Source organism: uncultured Mucilaginibacter sp., from assembly GCF_903913935.1.
GTDB lineage: Bacteria > Bacteroidota > Bacteroidia > Sphingobacteriales > Sphingobacteriaceae > Mucilaginibacter.
In genome coordinates this window covers 1-23,905 of record NZ_CAIWNH010000250.1, presented here as the reverse complement: position 1 = coordinate 23,905, position 23,905 = coordinate 1, and the positions used below count along the sequence as shown (strand labels likewise).

Annotated in this window: 27 protein-coding genes; 14 read left to right on the top strand and 13 right to left on the bottom strand. The window is 43.0% G+C overall.

The window, feature by feature from the left end:
- The 8 genes from QZY09_RS09815 to QZY09_RS24730 form a co-directional block, all read left to right on the top strand.
- Positions 1–385: hypothetical protein (locus QZY09_RS09815; RefSeq protein WP_295671805.1), on the top strand; the 385-nt coding region annotated here is incomplete at its 5' end.
- Positions 386–433: 48 nt separating this feature from the next.
- Positions 434–850, top strand: a complete 417-nt coding sequence (locus QZY09_RS09810; RefSeq protein ID WP_295671802.1) for a hypothetical protein — start codon at positions 434–436, stop codon at positions 848–850.
- Positions 851–931: 81 nt separating this feature from the next.
- Positions 932–2,329, top strand: coding sequence for a class II fumarate hydratase (gene fumC / locus QZY09_RS09805; protein WP_295671799.1), 1,398 nt, complete (start codon positions 932–934; stop codon positions 2,327–2,329).
- A gap of 63 nt (positions 2,330–2,392) precedes the next feature.
- On the top strand, positions 2,393–2,905 hold the full coding sequence (locus QZY09_RS09800; protein WP_295671796.1) for a fumarate hydratase: 513 nt from the start codon (positions 2,393–2,395) through the stop codon (positions 2,903–2,905).
- A gap of 1 nt (position 2,906) precedes the next feature.
- Positions 2,907–3,704, top strand: a complete 798-nt coding sequence (locus QZY09_RS09795; RefSeq protein ID WP_295671794.1) for a S1/P1 nuclease — start codon at positions 2,907–2,909, stop codon at positions 3,702–3,704.
- 122 nt (positions 3,705–3,826) lie between these two features.
- Positions 3,827–4,267 carry a low molecular weight protein-tyrosine-phosphatase gene (locus QZY09_RS09790; protein WP_295671793.1) on the top strand — a complete coding sequence of 147 codons (441 nt, stop codon included), beginning with the start codon at positions 3,827–3,829 and terminating at the stop codon, positions 4,265–4,267.
- A gap of 53 nt (positions 4,268–4,320) precedes the next feature.
- A complete protein-coding gene (locus tag QZY09_RS09785) occupies positions 4,321–4,497 on the top strand; it encodes a hypothetical protein (protein ID WP_295671790.1) in 177 nt (58 codons plus the stop codon).
- 166 nt (positions 4,498–4,663) lie between these two features.
- Positions 4,664–4,882, top strand: coding sequence for a putative toxin-antitoxin system toxin component, PIN family (locus QZY09_RS24730; protein WP_367119204.1), 219 nt, complete (start codon positions 4,664–4,666; stop codon positions 4,880–4,882).
- Positions 4,883–4,994: 112 nt separating this feature from the next.
- Here QZY09_RS24730 and QZY09_RS09780 read toward each other — a convergent pair whose 3' ends face one another.
- Together QZY09_RS09780 and QZY09_RS09775 are read right to left on the bottom strand one after the other, a co-directional pair.
- Positions 4,995–5,507, bottom strand: a complete 513-nt coding sequence (locus QZY09_RS09780; RefSeq protein ID WP_295671789.1) for a GNAT family N-acetyltransferase — start codon at positions 5,505–5,507, stop codon at positions 4,995–4,997.
- A gap of 120 nt (positions 5,508–5,627) precedes the next feature.
- Positions 5,628–6,767 (bottom strand): hypothetical protein, encoded by a 1,140-nt coding sequence (locus QZY09_RS09775; protein ID WP_295671786.1) that lies wholly within the window; start codon positions 6,765–6,767, stop codon positions 5,628–5,630.
- 118 nt (positions 6,768–6,885) lie between these two features.
- Here QZY09_RS09775 and QZY09_RS09770 point away from each other — a divergent pair, with 118 nt between their 5' ends.
- Both QZY09_RS09770 and QZY09_RS09765 read left to right on the top strand, forming a co-directional pair.
- On the top strand, positions 6,886–7,866 hold the full coding sequence (locus QZY09_RS09770; RefSeq protein WP_295671782.1) for a deoxyhypusine synthase family protein: 981 nt from the start codon (positions 6,886–6,888) through the stop codon (positions 7,864–7,866).
- A 271-nt stretch (positions 7,867–8,137) separates the two neighbouring features.
- Complete coding sequence (locus QZY09_RS09765; RefSeq protein ID WP_295671779.1) at positions 8,138–9,136, top strand: GRP family sugar transporter; 999 nt, start codon at positions 8,138–8,140, stop codon at positions 9,134–9,136.
- A gap of 32 nt (positions 9,137–9,168) precedes the next feature.
- Here the strand turns inward: QZY09_RS09765 and QZY09_RS09760 are convergent, their stop codons facing one another.
- Genes QZY09_RS09760 through QZY09_RS09750 form a run of 3 tightly spaced genes read right to left on the bottom strand, consistent with a single transcriptional unit; the run spans position 9,169 to position 11,945 of the window.
- A complete protein-coding gene (locus QZY09_RS09760) occupies positions 9,169–9,765 on the bottom strand; it encodes a bifunctional 2-polyprenyl-6-hydroxyphenol methylase/3-demethylubiquinol 3-O-methyltransferase UbiG (RefSeq protein WP_295671776.1) in 597 nt (198 codons plus the stop codon).
- Positions 9,766–9,809: 44 nt separating this feature from the next.
- Complete coding sequence (locus QZY09_RS09755) at positions 9,810–10,241, bottom strand: DUF983 domain-containing protein (protein ID WP_295671773.1); 432 nt, start codon at positions 10,239–10,241, stop codon at positions 9,810–9,812.
- A 24-nt stretch (positions 10,242–10,265) separates the two neighbouring features.
- A complete protein-coding gene (locus tag QZY09_RS09750) occupies positions 10,266–11,945 on the bottom strand; it encodes an FAD-dependent oxidoreductase (protein ID WP_295671770.1) in 1,680 nt (559 codons plus the stop codon).
- 193 nt (positions 11,946–12,138) lie between these two features.
- Here QZY09_RS09750 and QZY09_RS09745 point away from each other — a divergent pair, with 193 nt between their 5' ends.
- Positions 12,139–12,273: a hypothetical protein gene (locus tag QZY09_RS09745; protein WP_295671768.1), complete on the top strand. Its 135-nt coding sequence runs from the start codon at positions 12,139–12,141 to the stop codon at positions 12,271–12,273.
- Positions 12,274–12,786: 513 nt separating this feature from the next.
- The gene (locus QZY09_RS09740; RefSeq protein WP_295671765.1) at positions 12,787–14,586 is read left to right on the top strand and encodes an IPT/TIG domain-containing protein; all 1,800 of its coding nucleotides are present in this window, start codon (positions 12,787–12,789) and stop codon (positions 14,584–14,586) included.
- Positions 14,587–14,652: 66 nt separating this feature from the next.
- Here QZY09_RS09740 and QZY09_RS09735 read toward each other — a convergent pair whose 3' ends face one another.
- The 4 genes from QZY09_RS09735 to QZY09_RS09720 form a co-directional block, all read right to left on the bottom strand.
- Positions 14,653–15,147, bottom strand: a complete 495-nt coding sequence (locus tag QZY09_RS09735; RefSeq protein ID WP_295671762.1) for a GNAT family N-acetyltransferase — start codon at positions 15,145–15,147, stop codon at positions 14,653–14,655.
- Positions 15,148–15,280: 133 nt separating this feature from the next.
- Positions 15,281–16,024: an ABC transporter ATP-binding protein gene (locus tag QZY09_RS09730; protein WP_295671759.1), complete on the bottom strand. Its 744-nt coding sequence runs from the start codon at positions 16,022–16,024 to the stop codon at positions 15,281–15,283.
- A gap of 1 nt (position 16,025) precedes the next feature.
- Positions 16,026–17,501, bottom strand: a complete 1,476-nt coding sequence (locus QZY09_RS09725; protein WP_295671757.1) for a DUF5687 family protein — start codon at positions 17,499–17,501, stop codon at positions 16,026–16,028.
- A 269-nt stretch (positions 17,502–17,770) separates the two neighbouring features.
- Positions 17,771–19,051 carry a replication-associated recombination protein A gene (locus QZY09_RS09720; RefSeq protein ID WP_295671754.1) on the bottom strand — a complete coding sequence of 427 codons (1,281 nt, stop codon included), beginning with the start codon at positions 19,049–19,051 and terminating at the stop codon, positions 17,771–17,773.
- 210 nt (positions 19,052–19,261) lie between these two features.
- Between QZY09_RS09720 and QZY09_RS09715 the strand changes: the two genes are divergently transcribed.
- Positions 19,262–20,125, top strand: a complete 864-nt coding sequence (locus QZY09_RS09715; protein ID WP_295671751.1) for a hypothetical protein — start codon at positions 19,262–19,264, stop codon at positions 20,123–20,125.
- A 66-nt stretch (positions 20,126–20,191) separates the two neighbouring features.
- On the opposite strand, the gene QZY09_RS09710 is transcribed toward QZY09_RS09715, so the two are convergent.
- Together QZY09_RS09710 and QZY09_RS09705 are read right to left on the bottom strand one after the other, a co-directional pair.
- Positions 20,192–20,524: a type II toxin-antitoxin system RelE/ParE family toxin gene (locus QZY09_RS09710; RefSeq protein ID WP_295671748.1), complete on the bottom strand. Its 333-nt coding sequence runs from the start codon at positions 20,522–20,524 to the stop codon at positions 20,192–20,194.
- Positions 20,514–20,747: a hypothetical protein gene (locus QZY09_RS09705; RefSeq protein WP_295671744.1), complete on the bottom strand. Its 234-nt coding sequence runs from the start codon at positions 20,745–20,747 to the stop codon at positions 20,514–20,516. Before QZY09_RS09705 ends, QZY09_RS09710 begins: the two co-directional genes overlap by 11 nt.
- A 91-nt stretch (positions 20,748–20,838) precedes the next feature.
- On the opposite strand from QZY09_RS09705, the gene QZY09_RS09700 reads away from it, so the two are divergent.
- Complete coding sequence (locus QZY09_RS09700; RefSeq protein ID WP_295671741.1) at positions 20,839–21,480, top strand: DNA-3-methyladenine glycosylase 2 family protein; 642 nt, start codon at positions 20,839–20,841, stop codon at positions 21,478–21,480.
- A 216-nt stretch (positions 21,481–21,696) separates the two neighbouring features.
- On the opposite strand, the gene QZY09_RS09695 is transcribed toward QZY09_RS09700, so the two are convergent.
- Both QZY09_RS09695 and QZY09_RS09690 read right to left on the bottom strand, forming a co-directional pair.
- Positions 21,697–23,058: a hypothetical protein gene (locus QZY09_RS09695; protein WP_295671737.1), complete on the bottom strand. Its 1,362-nt coding sequence runs from the start codon at positions 23,056–23,058 to the stop codon at positions 21,697–21,699.
- A 30-nt stretch (positions 23,059–23,088) separates the two neighbouring features.
- Positions 23,089–23,697 carry a YceI family protein gene (locus QZY09_RS09690; protein WP_295671734.1) on the bottom strand — a complete coding sequence of 203 codons (609 nt, stop codon included), beginning with the start codon at positions 23,695–23,697 and terminating at the stop codon, positions 23,089–23,091.
- Between the last annotated feature and the right edge of the window lie 208 nt (positions 23,698–23,905).

Below are 23,905 nucleotides of genomic sequence, written 5' to 3'. Positions count from 1 at the left end.
TATGAAAAACATAACTACGATATTAACAATCCTTGCGATGTTTTGCGTTGTGTATTCCAATGCACAATCTAAAGTTGATTGGTCGAAACAAGCTGAAAAGGCTGTGGAATTAGTCGCAAAATTACCGGAGGTAATAAAGGCTGATAAACAATGCAGGTATTTGTCAAAAGGGAAGAGGCATTTGGTCTCTTTTGTTACTGAAGATCCAACTCAGGATAATAACTTTTTTCAAGTTAACGTGGCTGAAGACAACGGAAGCGCTTATCATACCTGGTTTATTTTCCAGGTAGAACCGTTGTCTTACAAAATCTACTATTACGACATAAAGACAGGTGACAATATTCCTTTAAAAAAATGGCGAAAGAATTATAAGGCTTATATTTAGCCTGTCAAACTTACGAAGTTTACAAAACTTCGTAAGTTTGAGAACATCATGAATAAAAAACAACTGCTTGAATTGATCCTCTTAATCATCTTTTTGATTGCTGAAATTTGTCGCCTCCTTCAATTTCCTTATTCAACAATGGCCATGGTACTCAGTGGATTCTTATTATCATGCCTGTATTTTGCTGCCGCATTATGGCTATATGCTGCTTATGCTATACACCCGGTTAATAGGATTATCGCCGGTTTCAGTTTCAGTACGGCCATCGTCGCATTGATGTTTAGTCTCTCAAATTGGCAGTTCTGGCGTATCTATTCTATTATAGGCTTATTACTCTTAGGGGTACCTCTAGTGATCTCGCTGTTTAACTATAAAAGCTTTGCCTATAAGCAGATTTTGTACCGCAGTATTTTCTTCATCGTTTTACTATCGCTGGTATTTGGCTACAAGAGTTTTTTGGGTTGATTTGAGCAATAATTTTACTTTTTACCACGCTCATACACCAACTAAAACCCTAACTTTGCCCCTGCAAAAAATACAAATTCCATGAGTTTCAGAACCGAACACGATACCATGGGCGAGGTACAGGTACCCGCCGACAAATACTGGGGAGCACAAACCGAAAGATCACGCAATAACTTTAAAATCGGCCCCGAGGCATCAATGCCGAAGGAAATTATTGCGGCATTTGCCTACCTAAAAAAAGCTGCCGCTTATACCAATACCGATTGCGGCGTATTGCCCGCTGAAAAACGCGACCAGATCGCGCAGGTTTGCGATGAGATCCTGGCAGGCGGCCTTGCAGCTGAATTTCCGCTGGTCATCTGGCAAACAGGTTCGGGAACCCAGTCCAATATGAACGTGAATGAGGTGATTGCAAACCGCGCCCACGTACTGGCCGGCAACAACCTGGGCGAAGGCAAAACTTTCATCCACCCGAATGACGATGTAAACAAATCGCAGTCCTCCAACGATACCTACCCAACTGCCATGCACATTGCCGCCTATAAAATGGTGATCGATGTAACCATACCGGGCATTGAAAAACTCCGCGATACGCTGAAAGCAAAATCCGAAGCATTTAAAAGTGTGGTAAAGATAGGCCGCACCCACCTGATGGACGCCACACCGCTTACCCTGGGCCAGGAGTTTTCTGGGTATGTATCCCAATTGGATCATGGTTTAAAAGCATTAAGAAACACGCTCGACCATCTTTCAGAACTTGCCCTTGGCGGCACGGCCGTAGGTACCGGCATCAACACCCCAAAAGGTTATGATGTTAAGGTGGCTGAATATATTGCCAAATTTACCGGCCTGCCATTCCGCACTGCCGATAATAAATTTGAAGCCCTGGCGGCACACGATGCTATTGTAGAAAGCCATGGCGCATTAAAACAAATTGCCGTTTCGCTGATGAAGATCGCAAATGACATCCGGATGTTAGCCTCTGGACCGCGTTCAGGTATCGGCGAGATCCATATCCCTGATAACGAACCGGGATCGTCCATTATGCCGGGCAAGGTAAACCCAACCCAAAACGAAGCGGTTACCATGGTAGCTGCCCAGGTTATGGGGAATGATGTAACCATTTCTATAGGTGGCTCAAACGGACATTATGAGCTGAATGTATTTAAACCAGTTATGGCCGCTAATTTTTTACAGTCAGCACGCCTGATTGGGGATGCCTGTACTTCATTTAATGATCATTGTGCTGTGGGCATCGAACCGAATTACGCCGGCATTAAAAAACACCTGGAGAATTCATTGATGCTGGTAACCGCCTTAAACCCGCATATTGGTTACGAGAATGCCGCAAAAATTGCCAAGAAAGCGTTAAAAGAAAATCTTTCCTTACGCGAAGCGGCAATTGGCTTAGGCCTTTTGACTAATGAACAGTTTGATGCATGGGTACGCCCCGAAGATATGATAGGAAGTTTGAAGTAAGCCTCCGTGAAACGCCTCACCCCTGGCCCCTCTCCTTTGGAGAGGGGTTTAATAAGACTATTCATGCAAAAACCTTTCAGCTTTCGCCTTTCAGCTTTCACCTTACTTATGGCCTTGTGCGTAAGCTCCTGCTCATTCAACCCCAATCAGCAGACACCGGGCGAAGGCTATTTACAGGGCGAGTGGCAACAGGATTCTGTAACAAATCAAAAGCAATTGATCAGTTATTCGTTGTATCATCTTAAATTTAGCTGCGATTCTTTTTACGTGGAGATCCATTCGTTCAGCAAGACTAATACCGGGACAGATACCTGCATGAATTCGGGCCATTGGGCAGAATATACCAAGGGGACGTATATTCAAAGGAATGATACCCTGCGTTTAACAGGGCAGTTTTGTAATGCGGATTATACCCTTAAAGATGATAAAGGATGTTTCCGTTCGGGCGATTATGATGAACTATTTAAGGTAACCAAACAATCTGATTCCCTGATTACTTTTGCCAGTACCACCGATGTTATCCCTATTAAGGCGCGTTTAATAAAAAGACTTTCCTGCCATCCCAAACCCTTGTAATATGAGCACCGTTAACCTTTTTAAAAAGCTGTTGTTTGTAATTGCCATTGTTTATTTACCGCTGCAATCAATGGCCTGGGGCGCACAGGGCCACCGCATCTGCGGACAAATAGCCAGCACCTATCTTACGCCAAAAGCGCGGAAAGCCATTGAGGCAATATTAGGCAACGAATCCATAGCGATGGCCAGCAACTGGGCCGATTTTATCAAATCGGACCCCGATTATAATTATTTGTCATCATGGCATTATATCGACTTTGATAAAACTTTAACCTACCCCGAAATGATAGGATATTTAAATCAGGATAATAATGTTGATGCTTACACAAAACTTCAGTTTTTGATAGGTGAACTGAAAAGGAACAATCTTAGCAAGGAAAACAAATTGCTTGACCTTAGGACGCTGATCCATATAGTAGAGGATGTACACCAGCCCATGCACGTTGCCCATACAGATGATAAAGGCGGCAATGATTTTAAGGTAAACTGGTTTAGTACGCCTACCAATTTGCATTCGGTATGGGACTCGCAGCTGATAGATTTTCAACAGCTGAGTTATACCGAATATGCGGCGGCTATTAACCAAAGCACAGTGGCCGAACGGGCTGGCTGGCAGAAGGACCCGATCAGCAAATGGCTGTTTGAATCAAATCAAATGGCTGAAAAACTATACACTGAAATTAAACCAGGCGACACACTTAACTATAAATACAATTTCACCCACATCGACCAGCTTAACCAGCGCCTCCTGATGGCCGGCGTAAGGCTTGCCGGGGTGTTGAATAAGATTTTTGGTTAGGAGAATTGTTGGAAGGTTGTAATGTTGGAAAGTTGCTTCGACAATTACCAACGTTTCAGCTTTCAAATATTGCAAATCCAAAAAACATTCCAACCTTACAACTTTACAACAACCCGAACAAAATGAAAATCCTGATGGTATGCCTTGGAAATATTTGCCGTTCGCCACTGGCGCATGGTATTATGGAACAAATGGCAATTGAACGCGGCCTTGATTGGGAAATAGAATCGGCCGGCACCGGCGACTGGCATGTTGGCGAAGCGCCCGACCGCAGGTCTATCCGCGCGGCAAAAAATCATGGCATCGATATTAGCACACAGGTTTGCCGCTTATTCAGTATAAGTGATTTTGATTATTACGACCATATTTTTGTGATGGACAAAAGCAACCTGAGCGATATTCTGGCCAAAGCCCGCGATAAAGAGGACGAAAAAAAGGTGAGGCTTTTATTAGGCGATAAAATCGTTCCTGATCCTTATTATGACGATACCCAGTTTGAGCCTGTTTTTAAAATGATTGAACAGGGATGCAGCGATATTATTCAACAATTGACCGCGATATAAATTTGGATTTTATAGTTATATTTGATTGAGTTGATCTTAACAAATAATTAAATATGGACAGGATAGTTTTAGAGGTAGATGACAGTTCAGCAAAAAAATGGCGTTATGCCTCTCAAGAAAAAAAAAGTCAGCTGAATTATACAATAAACCGTATTCTAAAAAAAGCCTTTGATAAGGATGAGGATGATTTTTGGCAATTTTTGGATCGTGTTGGAAGGAAAGCGGAATAGAATGGCCTCACAGAAGAACAATTGAACAAGTTACTTAATGAAGACTAAGCGCTTTGTTTTTGATACCAACTCCTTAATTAGCGCCCTGATTCTTCCATCATCTGTTAGCCGGATTTCATTAAAAAAGGCAGATGAAAACGGAATCCTTGTTTTTTAAAAGGAAACTTTGGACGAATTGAATGAGGTTATAATAAGGTCGAAATTCGATAAATATGTTACCCTTGAGGATCGGCTCGAATACATTCAGAGACTTGAGGCAAGAGGAGAAATAATTAAAACGTCAAGTGTTTTTACAGATTGCAGGGATAAAAAAGACAACAAGTTTTTGAATCTCGCTTATGACGGCAAAGCATCCTGTATCATAACGGTGATAAGGATTTGCTGATTTTAAATCCATTTCAACAAATAGAGATAATATCATCAGCTTAATTCTTACACAATTTTTCGGTTTAAATCCTTTGTGAAAATTGCAGATTTTTAACGATGCTATATGGCACTTACGATTGCACTCCTCTTATCAACTTAAAAAAAGCCAGATTCTCACCATCCCTTATAATATTGTCCAATCGTTGAAGGCCTGCTTTTTGAAGCACCTTTTGCGATGCCAGGTTTTCCAGTGTCGTTACGCCGACAATCTCGGTAGCATCGGTATGGGTGAAGGCATAAGCAACCATAATTTGTGCCATTTCGCCGGCGATGCCTTTGCCCCAAAAATTGCGACCCAATACATAGCCCAGTTCTATCTTGTCCAGGTCATTGTCGTACGGACGTAAAAGGCAAATCCCTATAAATTCTTCGTTACCATTATTAAACATTCCCCAACGCCCCAAGACTTTTCCGGCTGCGTAGTCATGCAAACCGTCCCTGAATATTCTGCGATTTTCATCCCTGGTTCTTTTTGGCAGATGCCGGGTTACTTCTTCATCATCGAAAAGGGATAAATATATCTTTTCTTCTTCGGGGCTGAAGTTGCGGATTACAAAACGAGGCGTTTGGGCGACAATGTGCATAGCTTCAAAGTTATATTATTTTGCCTTAACGGGAATTCAACAAGTCAAGGATTCTTCAGATTAGAAAGATTTAATGAAAAGATGGCATTTTTCTATCATTAGCACATCTAAAACTGCACTTTAAAAAGATTGCCCAAGGGCAACATATAACCCGCTTATCCTTGGCTCGCCAGCTGGCTTTTGGCCAACGCCGTAGTCAAGCCGAATGGCAAGGCCTTTTTCAATGTCAAAAAAGTAGCGGACTCCGCCGCCATAGTTAGGTTTTAACTGGGCAAAACTAAAGCCTGTATGAAATACTTCGCCTGCACCAACAAAAGCAACAAGCCCGAAACTGTTGTTAATACGGTACCTTATTTCTGTTTGCCCGGCTATATAATTCCTGTCGCGGAACCGGCCCTCGTAATAACCCCGCATCATTTCATCGCTTCCCATTTGAGGCAGCAAATAAAACGGCGATCTCGAACCTGTCAGGCTTTGTTCCTGTATGTCTGTTCCCAAAACCAATTTCTTGCTCAGTGCAAAAAACTCGGAATATTCAATATTAAAAAAACCGCCCTCGTAACCGTTATTGATAAAGGCACCATGCATCAAATTATAATAAGCATTAATAATGATGCCTTTGGTGGTATAAGTATTGTTGTTCCGGGTATCATAGGTAAACGTTGGTCCGGCATAACCTGCTGTGCCACCGCGTTTGTCCTCTACTGAGGGATCTGTATTTAAAACCCCCAGCCTGTTTCTGTCAAACCTGTAATAATATTTAAAGCCACCTACTACGTAGCCCAAATACAAGCCATTGCCCAAATTAAATTCACTCTCAAAATTACCTTTATACCTTTTTTCAAAAACCTCGTCAACATCGGCTAAATGGGTGTTGTTGCCGACGCCATAAAAATTAAACGGGAAATTATAATAACTGATGGTTGCCAGGTAGTGAATTTTATTTTGTGGCGTCCAGTAATTGGCATTTAAGCTTAGTTTAGTTTGCCCTTTTGTGGTGATGGTTGCATAGCCAAACAAACTGGAAACGTGGGTAGTATGATCGCTGGTATCCGTATAAAACGACACTAATGCCGCTCCTCCAACTTCAAGGCCGGTTTCAGGCGCCGAGGCCAGGGCCGGCAGCAATACATAGCCAGGCTTACGGGTACTGTCTTTATTAAAATACATTTTGCGGATAAATTTTGGCAAAAAATTCATCTGGGCATAAGCAAAGCTGGCGCTAAAAAGTATTATTAATAAAATAATAATTCGTTTCATATAAAAGGCAGACGTAGCGAAGATAGGTACTTTCGGCCTTTTATTGGCTTAATAAAATGATAATGGCCCATATTTCGCCAAAATATCTACTTTTGCAGCAAATTTTTGAATCAAGATCATGAGTAGTACAAAAGGCCCGGTATCGCAGTTTATTGAAAAAAACTACCTGCATTTTAATGCGGCAGCATTAATGGATGCAGCAAAAGGATATGAAACACACCTGCTTGAAGGCGGTAAAATGATGGCTACCCTCGCCGGTGCTATGAGCACGGCCGAACTGGGTATTTCGCTTGCCGAGATGATCCGGCAGGACAAAATTGCCATTATCTCCTGTACCGGCGCTAACCTCGAAGAAGATATTATGAATCTGGTAGCGCATTCTCATTATAAACGTGTGCCTAACTACCGTGACCTTAGCCCGCAGGACGAGTGGGATTTGCTTGAAAATCACTACAACCGCGTAACTGATACCTGTATTCCTGAAGAAGAAGCCTTCAGGCGGTTGCAAAAACATATCCATAAACTGTGGAAAGATGCTGACACCGCCGGTGAACGCTACTTCCCGCATGAATTTATGTATAAAATGCTGTTGAGCGGCGACTTAAAACAATATTACGAGATCGACCCTAAAAATTCGTGGATGCTGGCAGCGGCCGAAAAGAATTTGCCGATTGTCGTTCCAGGATGGGAAGACAGCACTATGGGCAACATCTTTGCCTCATATGTTATTAAATGCGAATTAAAACCAACAACCATGAAAAGTGGTATCGAATACATGGCCTGGCTGGCCGATTGGTATGTAAAAAACTCATCGGGTAAAGGCATTGGCTTTTTCCAGATCGGTGGTGGTATTGCAGGTGATTTCCCTATTTGCGTGGTGCCGATGCTATACCAGGATATGGAAATGCCCGAAATTCCTTTCTGGAGCTATTTCTGCCAGATCTCCGACTCAACCACCTCTTACGGCTCCTACTCGGGCGCGGTGCCTAATGAAAAAATTACCTGGGGTAAACTGGATATCCATACACCCAAATTTATTGTAGAATCGGACGCCACCATTGTAGCTCCGTTGATATTTGCCTGGATATTAGGGCAGTAATTTGATTTCGGAATTCGGATGTTCGATTTCGAATTTATAAAATTTATAAAAAAAGTCATGAAGACCCTTTCCAACATGGAAGGGGTTTTTGTTTTGAATAGCCCTAAACGCCATTTTACCCCAACCAATGACATAATGACCAAATGACGCGAAGCAAATGACCCAATGACCAATAACGTTAATAAAATAAGGTGCAAAAAGTAATACCAATTAATTTAAAACATAACTTTAAATCACCAATTGTTTATTGATCACCTAAAAACCAGGGCAAATGTTCATCGTTTCCTCGTACTCCGTCGCAATCGCATTTTGTATCATCACCATGTTTTGCTGGGGCTCATGGGCCAACAGCCAAAAACTTGCTGCCAAAAGCTGGCGCTTTGAACTTTTTTACTGGGATTATGTGATCGGGATCCTTTTCTTTTCCATCCTTTCAGCCTTTACATTAGGAAGTTTTGGAACGCAGGGCCGCAGTTTTTTAGATGATTTGAAGCAGGCTGATGGCGGCAACATTGCCAGCGCTTTAATTGGAGGCATCGTTTTTAACGCAGCCAATATTTTATTTTCGGCTGCTATTGCTATCGCCGGTATGGCGGTTGCTTTTCCGGTAGCCATAGGTATTGCTTTGGTGTTGGGCGTATTGCTCAATTATTTTGCCTTACAACAGGGCAACCCTGTTTATTTGTTTGCCGGCGTAGGCTGCATCTGCTTAGCCATCATCCTTAATGCGATGGCCTTCCGCAAGGCAGGCAGCGGAGGCAATAAGATTTCATCAAAAGGCATTGTGTTGAGTATAGTGGCTGGGGTGCTCATGTCCTTCTTTTACCGGTTCATAGCCGGCTCTATGGACCTGCAAAACTTTGCAGCACCCGCAGCCGGTAAAATGACACCATATACGGCTGTATTCATTTTCTCAGTCGGCATTTTGCTCAGTAACTTCCTGTTCAATACCATCCTGATGAAAAAGCCGTTCTCGGGACCGCCTGTTAGTTATGCTGATTATTTTAAAGGCAATTTTAAAACCCATCTCACCGGGGTATTGGGTGGCGCCATCTGGGGCATTGGTAATTCATTCAATCTTATCGCCGCAGGCAAGGCAGGCCCGGCTATCTCCTACGGGCTCGGGCAGGGCGCTACACTCATTGCGGCACTGTGGGGGATACTTATCTGGAAAGAATTTAAAAACGCGCCCAAAGGCACTAATGCCCTGCTGGCTAGTATGCTCGTGGCTTATGTTATTGGTTTGGGGTTGATCATAGGGGCAAAGTAACAGCCCGGTCTCAGGCACGTATCATTCCGTTTTTATTTTTTTATCCCGATGTAACGGATAATATCGGCTTTACCCTGGTGACGATCTCCTTCATTTATCGTTGTAACAAGCGTCTGAAGAAGTACTGTTTGAAGTGGCGCAAAATCATTTTTTAACATCTCCTCAGTATAAAGCATCGCTACATCCTTTGGTCCGCCTGATGTATTGTTCAATTGCGCCGGGTTAAATACCTCCAAAATTAAAACTCCGCCGGGTTTTAACCATTTTATTGCATTTTGATGTGCTGTTTTACGGACGTCAGGAGGTAAATGCGCGTAGATAAATGCCACCGCATCGGCAATGTTTTCAGGATAAGTAATAGTTGCGGCATCCCCGGTAATATATTCAATTTGTACCTTTTTTAGCGTTGCCAGTTGCAAAGCCTTGGCTTTCCCTTCATCGCTTCCATCAAAGGCCTTTACGGCCCATCCGGCAGATGCTGCGAAAACACCATTGCGGCCTTCGCCATCGCAAGGAAGAATAATGGTGCCGGGTTTTAGTTTGCGCAACTCCGAAGCAAAGAAAACATTTGGCTCTTCTCCGTAAATATATTCTTTGGCGCTATAACGCTCATCCCAAAAACTTTTCATTGATCAATACTTTTGTTTTGATGAAGGTGACAATGATCGTACAACTAAGCCGCCGTGTCCTTTTCTACGCTGCACTCAGGCACGTACCTGATTCCTGGCGTAAGCCAGTGCAATAACAACACCTTCGAATATCTCAAATTAAATGGCGCAAGCACACTTGTCACAGATAGTAGTATGGCGATATATAACCATGGATTATGGCTGCCGGTTAATATTGAGGTGCCTACCGCTAACGTTACCAGTTCGGCCACAATGAAAGCATAGCTAATATACATCGCGGCGTAAAAATAGCCGGGCTCTCTTTCGTAAACAAAACTGCAATGCGGGCAGGCCTTGTTGATTTTTTGCCCGATTATGCTATACATCGGCTTTTCGTAAATATTACCGACACGGCACCGGGGGCATTTGCCGGTAATTACAGCTGGCCACATTGGCAAACGCTTTATTGGCGCCTTTTCCATTTCAACAATCTTCATACAAAATTATCATTAGTTCCACAATCAGCAAACAAGCTCAATGCCGTTTTGCTCAGTTTCCGCTTTACAGTTTTTCCATAACCGGTAGCCTCCCGAAAGATTATATACATGATCGAACCCGCTTTGCCTTAATATACGCTGGGCAAGGTATCCTCTTAGGCCGGCTTCGCAATAAATATAAATATTCTTTTGAGTTGAGAGCTCATCCAGTCTGCTACGCAGTTCATCAACGGGTATATTAATGGCTCCGTCGATATATCCTGACAGGTATTCTTCAGGGCTCCTCACATCTATCAGCAGGTCATCTCCGCCAATTTTATCCATTTCGTCCCAGTAAAATATATTCAGGCGGCCCAGCAGTATATTTTCAGCTACAAATCCTGCCATGTTCACCGGGTCTTTTGCCGATGAATAGGGCGGGGCATAAGCGTGTTCAAACTCAACGAGTTCACCAATAGTACCATTTCTTTTAATAACCGATGATAAAATGTCCAGGCGCTTATCAGCTCCGTCAAACCCCGCAACCTGTGCGCTATATAAGCGCCCGTTATCAGGCGAAAAAGCAACCTGGATGGTCATTAGCTGTGCACCGGGGAAATACCCTGCATGCGAGCCGCTGCTTGTGGTTGATACCATATGTTTAATGCCGGTAGCTTTTAAATGTTTTGATGCCGTTCCGGCCGTGCCAACAGTCATTCCAAACACCTGCACTATTGCAGTATTAATGGAACCATGATATTGCTGCACATTACCCATGACGATGTTGTTGGCACAAATCCGCCCCTGTTTATTGGCCGGCCCGGCAAGGTAGGTAACCATAGCCTGCCCGGTAATAGGGTTTTTAAATTCAATAGCATCCCCAACCGCGTAAATATCAGGGTCGGATGTTTGCAGGTATTCGTTGACGTATATTCCCCTGCCTTCGCCTATTTTCAACCCGGCGCCTGCTGCAAGCCTGGTATCAGGGCGCACCCCTATTGACAGGATCACAATATCCGCATCCAGTACATCACCCGACTTTAAATTAACCGCAAGGCCCCCGTCAGTTTGCTCAAAACCGGTTACCGCGTTGTTTAAATACAGATGAACCCCCAAACTGCGGATATGCTGCTGTACGATGGCAGCCAAAGGGAAATCAAGCGGAGCCATTACCTGGCTTCCCATCTCGATAATGGTAACATCCAGGCCCAACCCATGCAGGTTTTCCGCCATCTCAAGCCCTATAAACCCGCCGCCAACAACTACTGCTTTTTTTGCTTGGTGGTGATGAATATATTTTTTGATATAATCGGTGTCGGAGACGTTACGTAAAGTGAAAATGCCATTGTTACTAATACCAGGCAAAGGAGGCCTGATAGGCTCGGCGCCCGGCGACAGTACCAGTTTATCGTAGGTTTCTTCGTAGATATCACCCGATACCTGGTTCTTCGCAGTAATGGTTTTTTTGTCAGGATTGATTCCGGTTACTTCCGTCAATACCCTGACATCTATATTAAAACGCTGATTAAAGGATGTTGCTGTTTGTACAAATAATTTATTTCGATCTGTGATCACCTCCCCGATATAATAGGGCAGTCCGCAGTTTGCATAAGAAATATATTCACCTTTTTCGAAAATGATGATTTCGGCATGCTCGTCCAGCCTTCTTAATCGGGCAGCGGTGCTTGCACCGCCTGCTACCGCACCAATAATGATATATTTCATGGTTTGTTAATTACATGCTTAACTAATGCTAAGCTGATGACAGCAAAGGTGGGCGAAATGAGAAGTTTAAAATGTGATAAATGTTACATTCGGTATAATTTTAATGTCATGTTGTTCTATTATTAGCCTGCAATACCCCGCAAAAGAGCTTCAGCGTTTTTCCCGACCAGTGCATTACTTAAAAAAACATCGCATGCCAAACAATGTAAGCCTGGTGTACAAGGCCCGAAAGGATCTGGTTGATCCTACCCGGAGTGAGCTATTTCCATACTCCCCGGGCAAAAGCGATATCAATTTACGTGGCTTGCATTATCACTCAAATGAGTGATGGCATATAAAAAAACAAAAAGCGCCTTACCAATCATCAACCAGTGGCGTTTACTTAAAACAGATGCATTTTTTACCTATTGTCGTTTTACTCCAATCCGCAGGTTTTTTTGTAGCGTAGCGCTACAAATGCTACATAGCGCTACAAGTAGCTACAAGCCTGATATTTAAGGATTTAACTACTGACAAGATTTTGTCACTGACAAAATCTTGTCAGTAGTTTTGCCGGCATTACTGCCGCGTATAACCAAAATGCCGGCCGGATCCTTAACCAAACGATAATAACTCATCAATCACCATCATTTGCATCCCCCGAAGCTGGTTTACAGGCTCTTTTTTATAAAAAAACAAATAAGTTAACACGACTGACAGGAACCGCATTGCAAAAGGGTGATTAGTTGCCCGGTCAATTCACTCAAAGAGAGGATTGATAAGGAACACGAATATGTGCAATTTCACAGGTGAAGTGAGTGTTTTTTAAACACCTGCCAGTAAAAACACTAATCCATACCTTATGAAAACATTAATTGCCTATTTACTTATTGTGATTTTCGCCGTCCTTTTTATACTCCCGGGTTGTAAAAAAAACAACCCGGGCCCCAAGCCAATTATTCCGGTTCTCCCTAAAATTACCGCTATTTCGCCAACGTCCGGCACTGCGGGCACCTCGGTTACGATCACCGGGTCGGCATTCGAACTTTCAGCCGCTGCCAATACGGTCAAATTTAATGGCACAGCTGCTGTAGTTAGCTCGGCAACTGCCACTACATTGATCGTAACAGCACCGGCAGGCGCGGGTACAGGGCCGGTAAGTGTTACCACAACGGGAGGCACGGCTACAGGCCCAATATTTACCTATTTGCTGGCCCCTGGCGTTACCTCAATCAGCCCCGCATCGGGTGTGGCCGGGGTATCAGTTACCATTACAGGTACCAATTTTGATGCCGTCGCCGCTAATAATGTGGTTAAGTTTCATGGCGTAGCAGCCACAGTTACCACAGCTACTACAACCTCATTGGTCGTTACCGCTCCGGCGGCAGGAAGCACAGGTGCTGTTACTGTAACCACAACAGGTGGCACGGCAACAGGGCCGGTATTCACCTATTTGCTGGCGCCGGTTATCGCAGGCATCAACCCTGCTACTGCAGCTGCCGGCGCTGCCGTTACCATCACAGGTACAAATTTTGATGCAACGGCCGCCAATGATGTGGTTAAGTTTAATGGTACCGTTGCAACGGTTACCAGTGCCACCGCTACACAAATAATAGCTACGGCACCAGCCGGCGGCACAAACGGAAATATAACGGTAACCACTCCCGGCGGAACATCTAATGGCATTGCCTTTACTTACCTTGTGGCTACCGGGCCCAACATTTATGTAACTGGTTCAGATACACGGTCGGGTGCTGGTTACTGGAAAAACTCCACCTTTACAGCTACTACCGATTGTAACCAGGCAGATGCCATGGTTGGCTCAGGTACAGACATTTATTTTGCGGGCCCATCAACAACACTAACACCTACTTATTGGAAAAATAATACGGCGGTACATGTCTCTTCGCAAACAGGTTATACTTCTTCTATCGCCGTTTCAGGTACCGATGTATATTGCATGGGTGTGCTTAACAATGTTTACACCTATTGGAAAAATACAACTGCAACGCCCTTAACAACAACAAGTTTGATCTACATTACAGGTACCTATCAGAATAACGAACTGGCAGTTAGCAACGGAGATGTTTACGTAGCCGGCGCACAATATTTGGGCACCTCAACTATTTTAAAAGCCACTTACTGGAAAAACGGCAGCCCGATTGACGTTACGGACGGCATCCATTCAGGCAGCGCCAGGGCCACGGCGGTATATGTATCTGGCGCAGATGTTTATGTGGCTGGTTTGGAGGAGGTCCGCGACATCACTACCGGAGGTATCATCAACGAAGCTCCCCGTCTTTGGAAAAACGGTGTACCAGTACTAATTACTACACCCGCAAACAGTATATTCAATACCATCACAAGTATTTTGGTGTCGGGCAGTGACGTATACCTGGGCGGCCAGTATAATGGGGCCGGGGCGGTTTGGAAAAACGGAAATATGATCAACGCCGCTACCTATTCGCTGGCAGAAGTTGTGTCCTCGATCTTTTTGTACAACAATACGGATCTGTACATAACCGGTGCATCGTCGTCATCAGGAAATAATTGTTATTGGAAGAACGGAAATTTTGTTGAAATGGACCCGGGATGTACCCACCAGAGCGCAAATTGCGCCGCGACCTTCGCCAACCAGGTGGTTTCTATTTATGTTAAATAAAAAGTAAATACTGTTTCCGTAGAGCATCCGCGCGGGTGCCCTATGGAAACATTCGGAGAATCTATTTTAAAGTACTTTTCGCATCACATAATCATTCATCCAGTATCTACCTATCGGGACATCTTCTTCATAAGCTATTGTAAAGCCCATCTTTTCATAAAAGTCTTTGGCTTTGTTGTAGCGGTTCACATTCAGGTCAAGCGTGTGTTTACCTGCTGCTATCGTTTGATTTGCTACTTCGTTGATCAGGATTTTGCCGTAACCTTTACCCTGGGTTTCGGGCAGGCAATAAAGTTTGTGCAGTTTATAAATCTCGGGGTTTTCTTCCCGCGGCGAATATGCGGCGAAGGCTACAGGTTTATCTGCTTCAACCAGTAAAAGGTAAGTTTGGGTGTCGTGGGTGAGCTGTGATGCCAGTTTTCGTTTCGAATAGATCTCATCCAGCATGAATTCTATTTGCTCTTTTTCCAGTATGGGGCCGTAGGTTGCCCACCATGTTATTTCGGCTATGCTTCGGACAGTTTCTACGTCATCCGGTGTTGCTTTCCTGATTGAGTACATGGCCAAATATATAAATCTGCCGGCATTTTTTGGTTCTTCGTGTCCTTCGTGTTTTACCTCGCGAGCTTGGTGGTAAAATTTTTAACCGCAAAGTTCACAGAGGAGGCACAAAGAACACAAAGTGCTTCGGGCTTTAATGATTTTCTTCGTCGTCAACTTTAACCGGGCTGCCAATAATTTGCCCTACACCAAAGTATTCTTCCAGTTCATTTAAGGTAGATGAACTGGTAGCAATATCTTTAATGATCTTTCCTTTTTCCATCAGCAGGATGCGGTCACAAACATCGGTGATGTGGTTAAGGTCGTGGCTGGATATTAGGGTGGTAACTCCCTTGTTTTTATTGAGATCTTTCAATAGGCTTTTTAAACGGAATTGTGTGCTGGGGTCTATATTGGCAAAGGGCTCATCCAGCATTAGCAACTCAGGGTTCTGCAGCAGGCAGGATACCACCCCAACTTTACACTGGTTGCCTTTGGATAAGTCACGGATATATTTGCCTTTTTTCAGGATCTCGCCGTTAAAAAACTCAGCCATGCCCGATAAATAATCGTCCACCGTAGCGCGGCTTTGCTGGTGCAGGCCACCGATAAAATAAAAATACTCTTCGGGTGTTAAATAATCTATCAAAAAGCCTTCATCCAGGTACGAGGCGGTGTAATTTTTCCAGTTCTCGTGCCCGGCTACGTTTTCGCCATTCGATAATACCTCGCCGCTATCCGGCCTGATCAAGTCAAGCATCAAACGGAACAAGGTGGTTTTACCCGCCCCGTTATTGCCAACGAGGCCGACGCTTTCGCCCTTTTTTATTTCAAGATGCGACACATATACAACGGTCACCCCGCTGTATATTTTTTTAAGGTCTTTTATTGCTATCATGTTATTTGTTTCTGAAGCCTTCAGCTATTTGGTATCTTTTTGTATAAAAATCGGCTTCCAGTTGTTTAATCCAGTAGCCGCGGGTTAAAATAAAGGCAATCCCGGTGAGTGCCATCAGCGCAAGGCCCCAATCGGCGTGATGCAGCAGCGCAAAAGGCCCGTAAATTACGTACGGCGCCAATAGTAGCGGGATCGACAAGATCCATTGTGTGCCGCCTACGCCTTCCCAGTTGAATGCCGCCCCTTTTGAAAGATCGATGCGCTTGTAATTTCGGTTCGCAAAGTATAGCACCAGCGTGGTATTGATACCAATATTCCATACATACATCACGAAATTAATTAGCAGGATATTCCAGCCGAAATAAACGTACGGCGTGGTCAGCAGGAAAAAACCGGTAGAGATAACGGTAAACAACAGGTATTTGGCTTTTAAGAAATCTCTGAAGTTCACTTTGCTTACCAGCAGGCCATCAAAATGCGAGGACTGCCAGCTAAACATAAACTGCCCGTAATTGATAATAAAGATCCCTGTCATAAACATGCCGGCAAAAACCCGCCAGCCCACACCATACAGGTGGTTGGTATAAAATATCAGCCCGTAAAACATAAAAAACAACCCCATAACCAGCGCTGAACGCGAGCGTTTATTACGTAAGACCAGTTTGATCTCGTTTGCCGCCAGGTCACCTACGCTGCCAAACCGGCTCAGCAGCGGATAATCGGTGCTACTTTTGTATTTCGCTGCCTTGCGCGAGCCCAATTCTTCAAGGTAAAGGTTTTGTTTGAGGTATAAAAAATTGAGGTAATACATCAACACCCCCAGTAGTACGGGCGCCACGGCATACAAAGGCGTAGTGATCAGGTGCCCAAAAAACAAATAGGATATATGCCGCAGTGAATATACATGCCAGTAAAAATCGCCCAAACCAATCAAAACAATTGCAGCGGCCGCAATCAGAAAAACCCAGCCGTTAAGGTTTGATTTTCGTTTAATATACAAGGCAAGGTAATTACTGAAAACAGTAAGCCCGATAAGCGAAATAATAAAAGCAAAGGCCACTACGGCACCTGAATCCGGCGCGATAATCTTAACGATAAATGGCACAAACAGGATAAATGGCCAGATATTAAACACCGAAAGCAAAGCGGTAAATGCCAGGTAACGCACCAGTGCATTCCGCTTTATCGGTAACTGCAAATAAGGCTGGACCCGCAGGGTGGGCAGCTCCTGCAATTGCAAACGCATAAAAAGGTCTATCAAATAATACAACAAAATGATGCCGCAAAAAGCGATCACTTCATCTTCGTGGGCGTAGGCTTTTTCTAAAATTTTATCTAAAAAAAAGCCTAATACCAACACATAAAGAAGCAGGATCAAAATAAATATACCCATAACAATACGGACTGCAATACTTTTGCCTGTATTTTTCGACCGCCAGAAAGCCTTTAACTCATGCCTGAAGAATGTTGATATCATGTATGTTTTGTATAAGGTAATATTAATGAAAATTATTTGCCCCCTAACCCCATAAAGGGGGAATGTAATTAGGTTAAGGGGTTTTTAATATCGAACACCCAATATCGAATGTAGAATAACGAAGTAAAAAACTTCGGAGTTCGATATTCAACACCAGCCTACCGGCAGGCAGGTTCATTATTCGATATTAAATTTTACACTTTTTCCTTGACTTAATGACATTTCCCTAACGGGCTAACTTTTTCTCCCCCTTTAGGGGGCCGGGGGCCTCAATATTTATACCGGTCGCCCCAAAGTTTTTTTAATTTCTCTTTTGATTCATTTTCGCGGGCATTGTTACCCGGGTTATATATTTTTGTGCCTTTTATTTCCGATGGGAGAAAGTCAAGGTCGGCAAAGTTGCCTTCGTAGCTATGGGCATATTTGTAATCTTTACTGTAGCCCAGGTTTTTCATCAGTTTGGTAGGGGCGTTCCGCAGGTGCAGGGGAACGGGCAGGTCGCCGGTCTGGCGCACCAGTTCCATCGCGGCGCCAATAGCGGTAGTGGCCGAGTTGCTTTTTGCAGAGGTAGCCAGGTAAATGGGCGTTTGCGATAATATCAGCTTCGATTCGGGCATACCGATCACATTTACGGCGTTAAAGCAACTTTGTGCCAGCAGCAGGGCATTAGGATTGGCGTTACCGATATCTTCGGACGCCAGGATCAGCATCCTGCGGGCAATAAACAAAGGATCTTCGCCGCCGGTGATCATCCTGGCCAGCCAGTAAACCGCGCCGTTGGGGTCGCTGCCGCGCATGGATTTGATAAAGGCCGAGATAATATCATAATGCTGTTCTCCGGCTTTATCATACAGCACCATATTTTGCTGCACGTGTTTAAGTACCGCGTCATTGGTGATCGTTATTTTTTTTGTATCGAACGCGTTTACCAGCAACTCAAAAATATTGAGCAGTTTACGGGCATCACCGCCGGATAGGCGTAGCAGCGCTTCATTCTCCTTAATGGTGATGTTCTTTTTCCGGATCACCTCATCCTCTTTTTGTGCTTTTTGCAGCAGGCTTACCAGGTCGTCCTCATTTAAAGGCTGCAGGATATACACCTGGCAGCGCGACAATAACGCCGAGATCACTTCAAACGAAGGATTCTCTGTAGTGGCCCCGATCAGCGTAACTATCCCCCGCTCTACCGCACCCAAGAGCGAATCCTGCTGCGATTTGGAGAACCGGTGAATTTCATCAATAAACAGGATAGGTAAATTTTGTCCTTCAGCCTTCAGTGCGGAAGCTTTTTCAATCACCTCGCGCACATCCTTCACACCCGAATTAATGGCGCTCAAAGAGAAAAATGGCCTGTCCAGCTGTTGCGAAATGATATAGGCCAGGGTAGTTTTACCTACCCCCGGCGGCCCCCAAAAAAGCATGGACGGCAAATTACCCGATTCGATGGCCTTGCGCAATACCGCGCCAGGGCCCACCAGGTGTTTCTGCCCCACGTAATCATCCAGGTTTTTGGGGCGCATGCGCTCGGCTAATGGCGGCAGGTTATTCATACTGTAAAAATCCGAAATTAAATGCTAAATCCTAAAAAAATTAGTAATTTTAAACTAAAGGTACTATATTTATAGTGACCTTATTATCAACCAATGCCAAATAAAAAAGCAAATAGCGATTAGGAAAACATTAGTGAAAATTCTAACGCCACAACAGGTATAAAGAATATACCGGGCAATAAACAACATCCTAAACGCAAAACACACAGTATGTTAAATAAAGCTGCTGCCAATAATGATAAAAAGGATTGGACTATATCTGACCTTATCTCTTTGGGGATGCTTATCGTTACAACTTTTTTGGCTTTTTTCACCTTCCAGCTTTATAATACGGCGGTCAAAGATTCCCGTACGGCGGACACCTCCGCGAAGGCGGCTGTTTTCGCCGCTATCATAGCCAAACAGACCTTTGATGCAACCAAAAGGTATAATGATAGTTCCCTTGCTATACAGCAAAAGGTCTTTGGTGAAACGAAAGAGTATAATACAGGGTCTTTTGATATTCAGAAAAGAGCATTTGAAGGCAGCAGTCTTGATAGTAAGGAACGATTTAAAAGAGACACAACTGCACTTGGCTTGCAAATACAATCTCTTAAGCAAAATCAAAAGCAATTCATAAAACAGAATGAACCATATTTGCAGGTTTACATAGATAGTATCAGTATTAATAAAAGCATAATCAACTATAAGCGTGCGGATATTTTTTACACGCTTGTAAACCTTACCCCGATACCAGTTAAAATTATTAGCCAAAAGGGTAATGAAATATTTTCCTTTAAACCACCGGTGAATATAAGTAATGCCCCTTTGGTTGATGCGGGGGATATTAATTATTACGTAATAAAAGAATCGCCGCAAAATAGAAAACTTACAATTACGACGAATTTATATGAAGAAGACATTAAAAATATAATGGAGGGGAAATGGTCTACCTACTGGATAGATGAAATTAGTTATGAAAATCTAATATCCGGTAAAATTAAAACATATAAATTCAGCGTAAAAATAACAAGATTTAATAATAGAGGAACTTACTCTGAATTCATCAACAACGATAATTCGGAAGAAAAATAACATTAAAATTAAATCGTAGCCAGACAATAGAAAATGGGTTTTACGCCCTCTTTTTAAAGTAATTAATCAAAGTAAATCGCTTTCAACAAGAAGCTGCGTTAAAAACGAATCCGATACGCTATCTTGTTCCGATTTATCATAAATAGAAATTAAGGTGATTTCCTGGTTCACTATTTTGACGCATGTTATCACCCTGGAGCCTCCAGATTTGCCCTTCTTTTTTGAGCTGATTTTCATCCTGACTTTGTAGCAATCCTTTCCCAGGCTTTCACCCTGAAGTGGGTTTTGTTTAAGGCTTTTTATAAGCGCTGTTAAATCATCTTTGATAGAATGGTATTTTTTCGATAATTTCTTTAATTCCCGATCAAAATTGGGGATCGTAATTATATCATAGCTCATCTAATAATTCTTGTATTGGACGCCCTTTAAGCTTACCCTCTTCCTTCATCTTAAGTTCCACAAACCCCTGTTTAATGTTTTGCCAGGTTTCCATCTGTCCGGGAGTTAACTGCTCTTCCAAAGTTTTTGATGGCTCAACAACTTTCACAAAATCAAGTGATTTCATTAATTTCATGAAAAAGGGGAATTTTTTTTCAGGTATATTGATAGTTACTTGTTTCATTTAAAAGGACTATTAGCTATGTTAATACAAAGATAATAAACAAAATTTATAATGCTATTTTTGAAAACAAGCCAAAATTCTCTGTCAACCCGTGATTCATCGCTTTAACGCATCCACCTACCACACCATCTGCGATGAACTCGCCGCAACAGATGCCGACCTCGCCGCTATCATCCAAACCCACGGCTACCCGCCGTTCTGGTCGCGGCCCAATACGTTTGAAACACTCGTGCACATTATTTTGGAGCAGCAGGTTTCACTGGCATCTGCTTTATCAGCATTAAATAAACTAAAAGAGCGGTTGCAGCTATTAACCCCGGCAAGATTACTTTTGTTAACCGATGAGGAAATGCGCGCCTGCTATGTGAGCCGCCAAAAATCTGCCTATCTGAAATACCTGGCAGAAGCGCTTTTAAGCGGGCAACTCAGTTTAACCGAACTGGAAGATATGCCCAACGAACAGGTAAGGGCAAAACTAGTCGCCTTAAAAGGCATTGGCAACTGGACAGCCGATGTTTACCTGATGTTTGTTTTGCAACACCCTGATGTATTTCCCATTGGCGACCTGGCCGCAGTAAACGCAATAAAGCGGGTAAAGAAGTTGCCTGCGGAAACCCCCAAAGAGCAGTTGCTGGAGATTGCCTTTAACTGGCAACCCTATCGTACTATTGCCACCATGCTGCTATGGCATTTCTATTTATCGGCGCCGAGGGAAAAGAAAATAAAGATTTAAATTAAGAAGTTTAATATCGAACACCCAATATCGAATGTTGAATAATGAAGTGAAAAACTTCGGAGTTCGATATTCTGCATTAATTATTCGATATTCACGTTCGGCACTTTCCCCTTAACTTTTTTAAGCAAAACCCATAAAATAAGCAACCCCTCCAGGTTTATCACCTGGAGGGGTATTGCTTTGATCAACAATTATTAATTATGAAAAAGAAACTTAGAATCCAATAGAGGCTTCGGCACATATGCCGTGGAATTTGCCGCCGTTAAGAATGTTGGTATTAGGATAATTAACATATTCCTGGCTTACGTATTCCAGTTTCATCATGATGTTCCTGGTTAAAAACCAGCCGAATGAACCTGCAGTACGGTTTACAGTTACATCACCTGTGCCTAAAATATCAGCTTTTAAAGTGTTGTACCGTAAGCCTAACCAAAAGTTTTGAGTATTTTCAGGGAACCTGTAGATCAAATCGCCTGCATATTGGGTAGCCCAACGTTTGCTCAATTCGGCTGCGCCCCTGCCGGTAATGTTTTCAGCAGTACCGAAAAATTCAAGGCCTTTGTATTTTAGGAACAAGTTACCCATAAATGCATGTGCCTCGTTGCTGAAACCAGGGTTTACCCTGCCTGATGTAAAGTTATAGTCAACAGCATCGCTTAAGGTAGTACCGTTAGCAATAGCCTGGTTTTCCATCAGGTTATAATAGTGTGAACCTGTGCGGTCGCCGCTTAAAAGGGTACAGCTGTAAGTATTGTTAACACTGTACAAAGAGCCGGTTAACCTGAACCTGAAATCTTTGTTGATCTGTTTGTCATAACCTAATTTTACAAGGATGGCAGGATCATATTTTAGTTGCTGGCCGGTTACTGCATCAACTTTAGTGGTTTGCACTACTGTTTCGTTCAATAAACCATCGGTTATACCAACCATGGCAAACAAACCGGTTTTGTTAAAGTAGTAGAACTGTGCGCCCAATTCAGTTGAAAATTCATCCATGATGTAGTTTTCCATGAAAGGGTTGTAGATGGTGCTACCGCCATCGCTTCTCCTGTAGTGCTGATCGCCGTAGTCAACATCACTCTGGCCGATCTTGATGGTAACACTTTTCATGATATCGTCAATAACAGCACTATGAAGGAACGGTAATTTATCAAACTGGATATAGCCACCTTTAACCCAGCTGTCTTCGTGGTGTCTTGAAGCCAGGTAATTGGTAAGGTTCATCCTAACACCATCAGCCAGCTGAACATCAAAAGCAAGGTTGGCCATTGGTAACTGAAATGCATGGGTAAGCGGGATCAGGCTGTTAACATTACCTGTGTAACCTGTTTTTGTAGTTGCTATAGCGGTATTTGATTCGCCCAATGCCTGGAAGGTAAGCTCGAAGTTACCCCCTACTTTTACTTTTAATCCTTTAAACGGTACAGTATCGGCTTTGGTAGTTTCGAATACGTTTACCCCTTTTTGATCGTTTGGACGATAAAATTGAATTTCTTGTGCTTTGGCACCGAATGGTACAAGGCTCAAACTGGCAACGGCTAGTGAACCGAGTATTTTAAATAAATTTGTTTTCATGTTGTTTTTTATTAAATGGTTTGTGAAAAGTTAGATCGCTTTGTAAGTGATGTTATATTGAATTGTAAGGTCGTTGTATACTTTCATGGCGCCCAGCAAAAAGGTTGGGGGGTCAATTTTGTAATCGGTTAATTTAATTTTTTGTGCTCCTGTGCAGGTGATCGTATTATCGGGGTTAACCATCGCGGTAACAGTTAATACTACAGGTTGTGTTGACCCCGAAATGGTCAGCTCGCCTGACGCCTTAATGGTGTACTTGTTTTTCTGTACAGCTGTAACTGTGGCAGCGCCAAGTTTGAATGTGATCTTTGGATATTGATCGGCTTTGATTGTCTTATAACAACGGCCATCCATTGAAGTTGATTCGCTTTTTAAGCTTTTCGCTTCTGCCACTAAACTGAAAGAATTAAGCGCTTGTAGCTGGCCTCCTTCAAATTTAAACTGTCCCTGGCTTTCAATACCGGTTGCAGTCATGGTCCAATCATGTATATTGGAAGTGCCGAGTACTTTTATGGCTACGTCTTTGCCTGGCGCTGCCTTATAATTGGCCTGCGCTTTTAAAGTTTGCGGCAGTACAAAAAATATGATCAGTGCTATCGCTGTAGTGATCGATAAAACCTGTGTCTTAAAATTTTTCATTTTTATTATGTTTTAATTTCAAAGCAAATGTGTGGGTAATTGCCGGGTGGCCGAATGACAGCGGTTAGTTATAAATGTGATTATTGTCATTCTTTTAATAAAATATCCTACTCTTTAGTAATTTTTATAAAAAATAAGGCATTATGTTATTGAAATGAAAAAAAAACTTAAAAAAATGAGGGTATTTTTAGAATTTTTGTAATGGTTT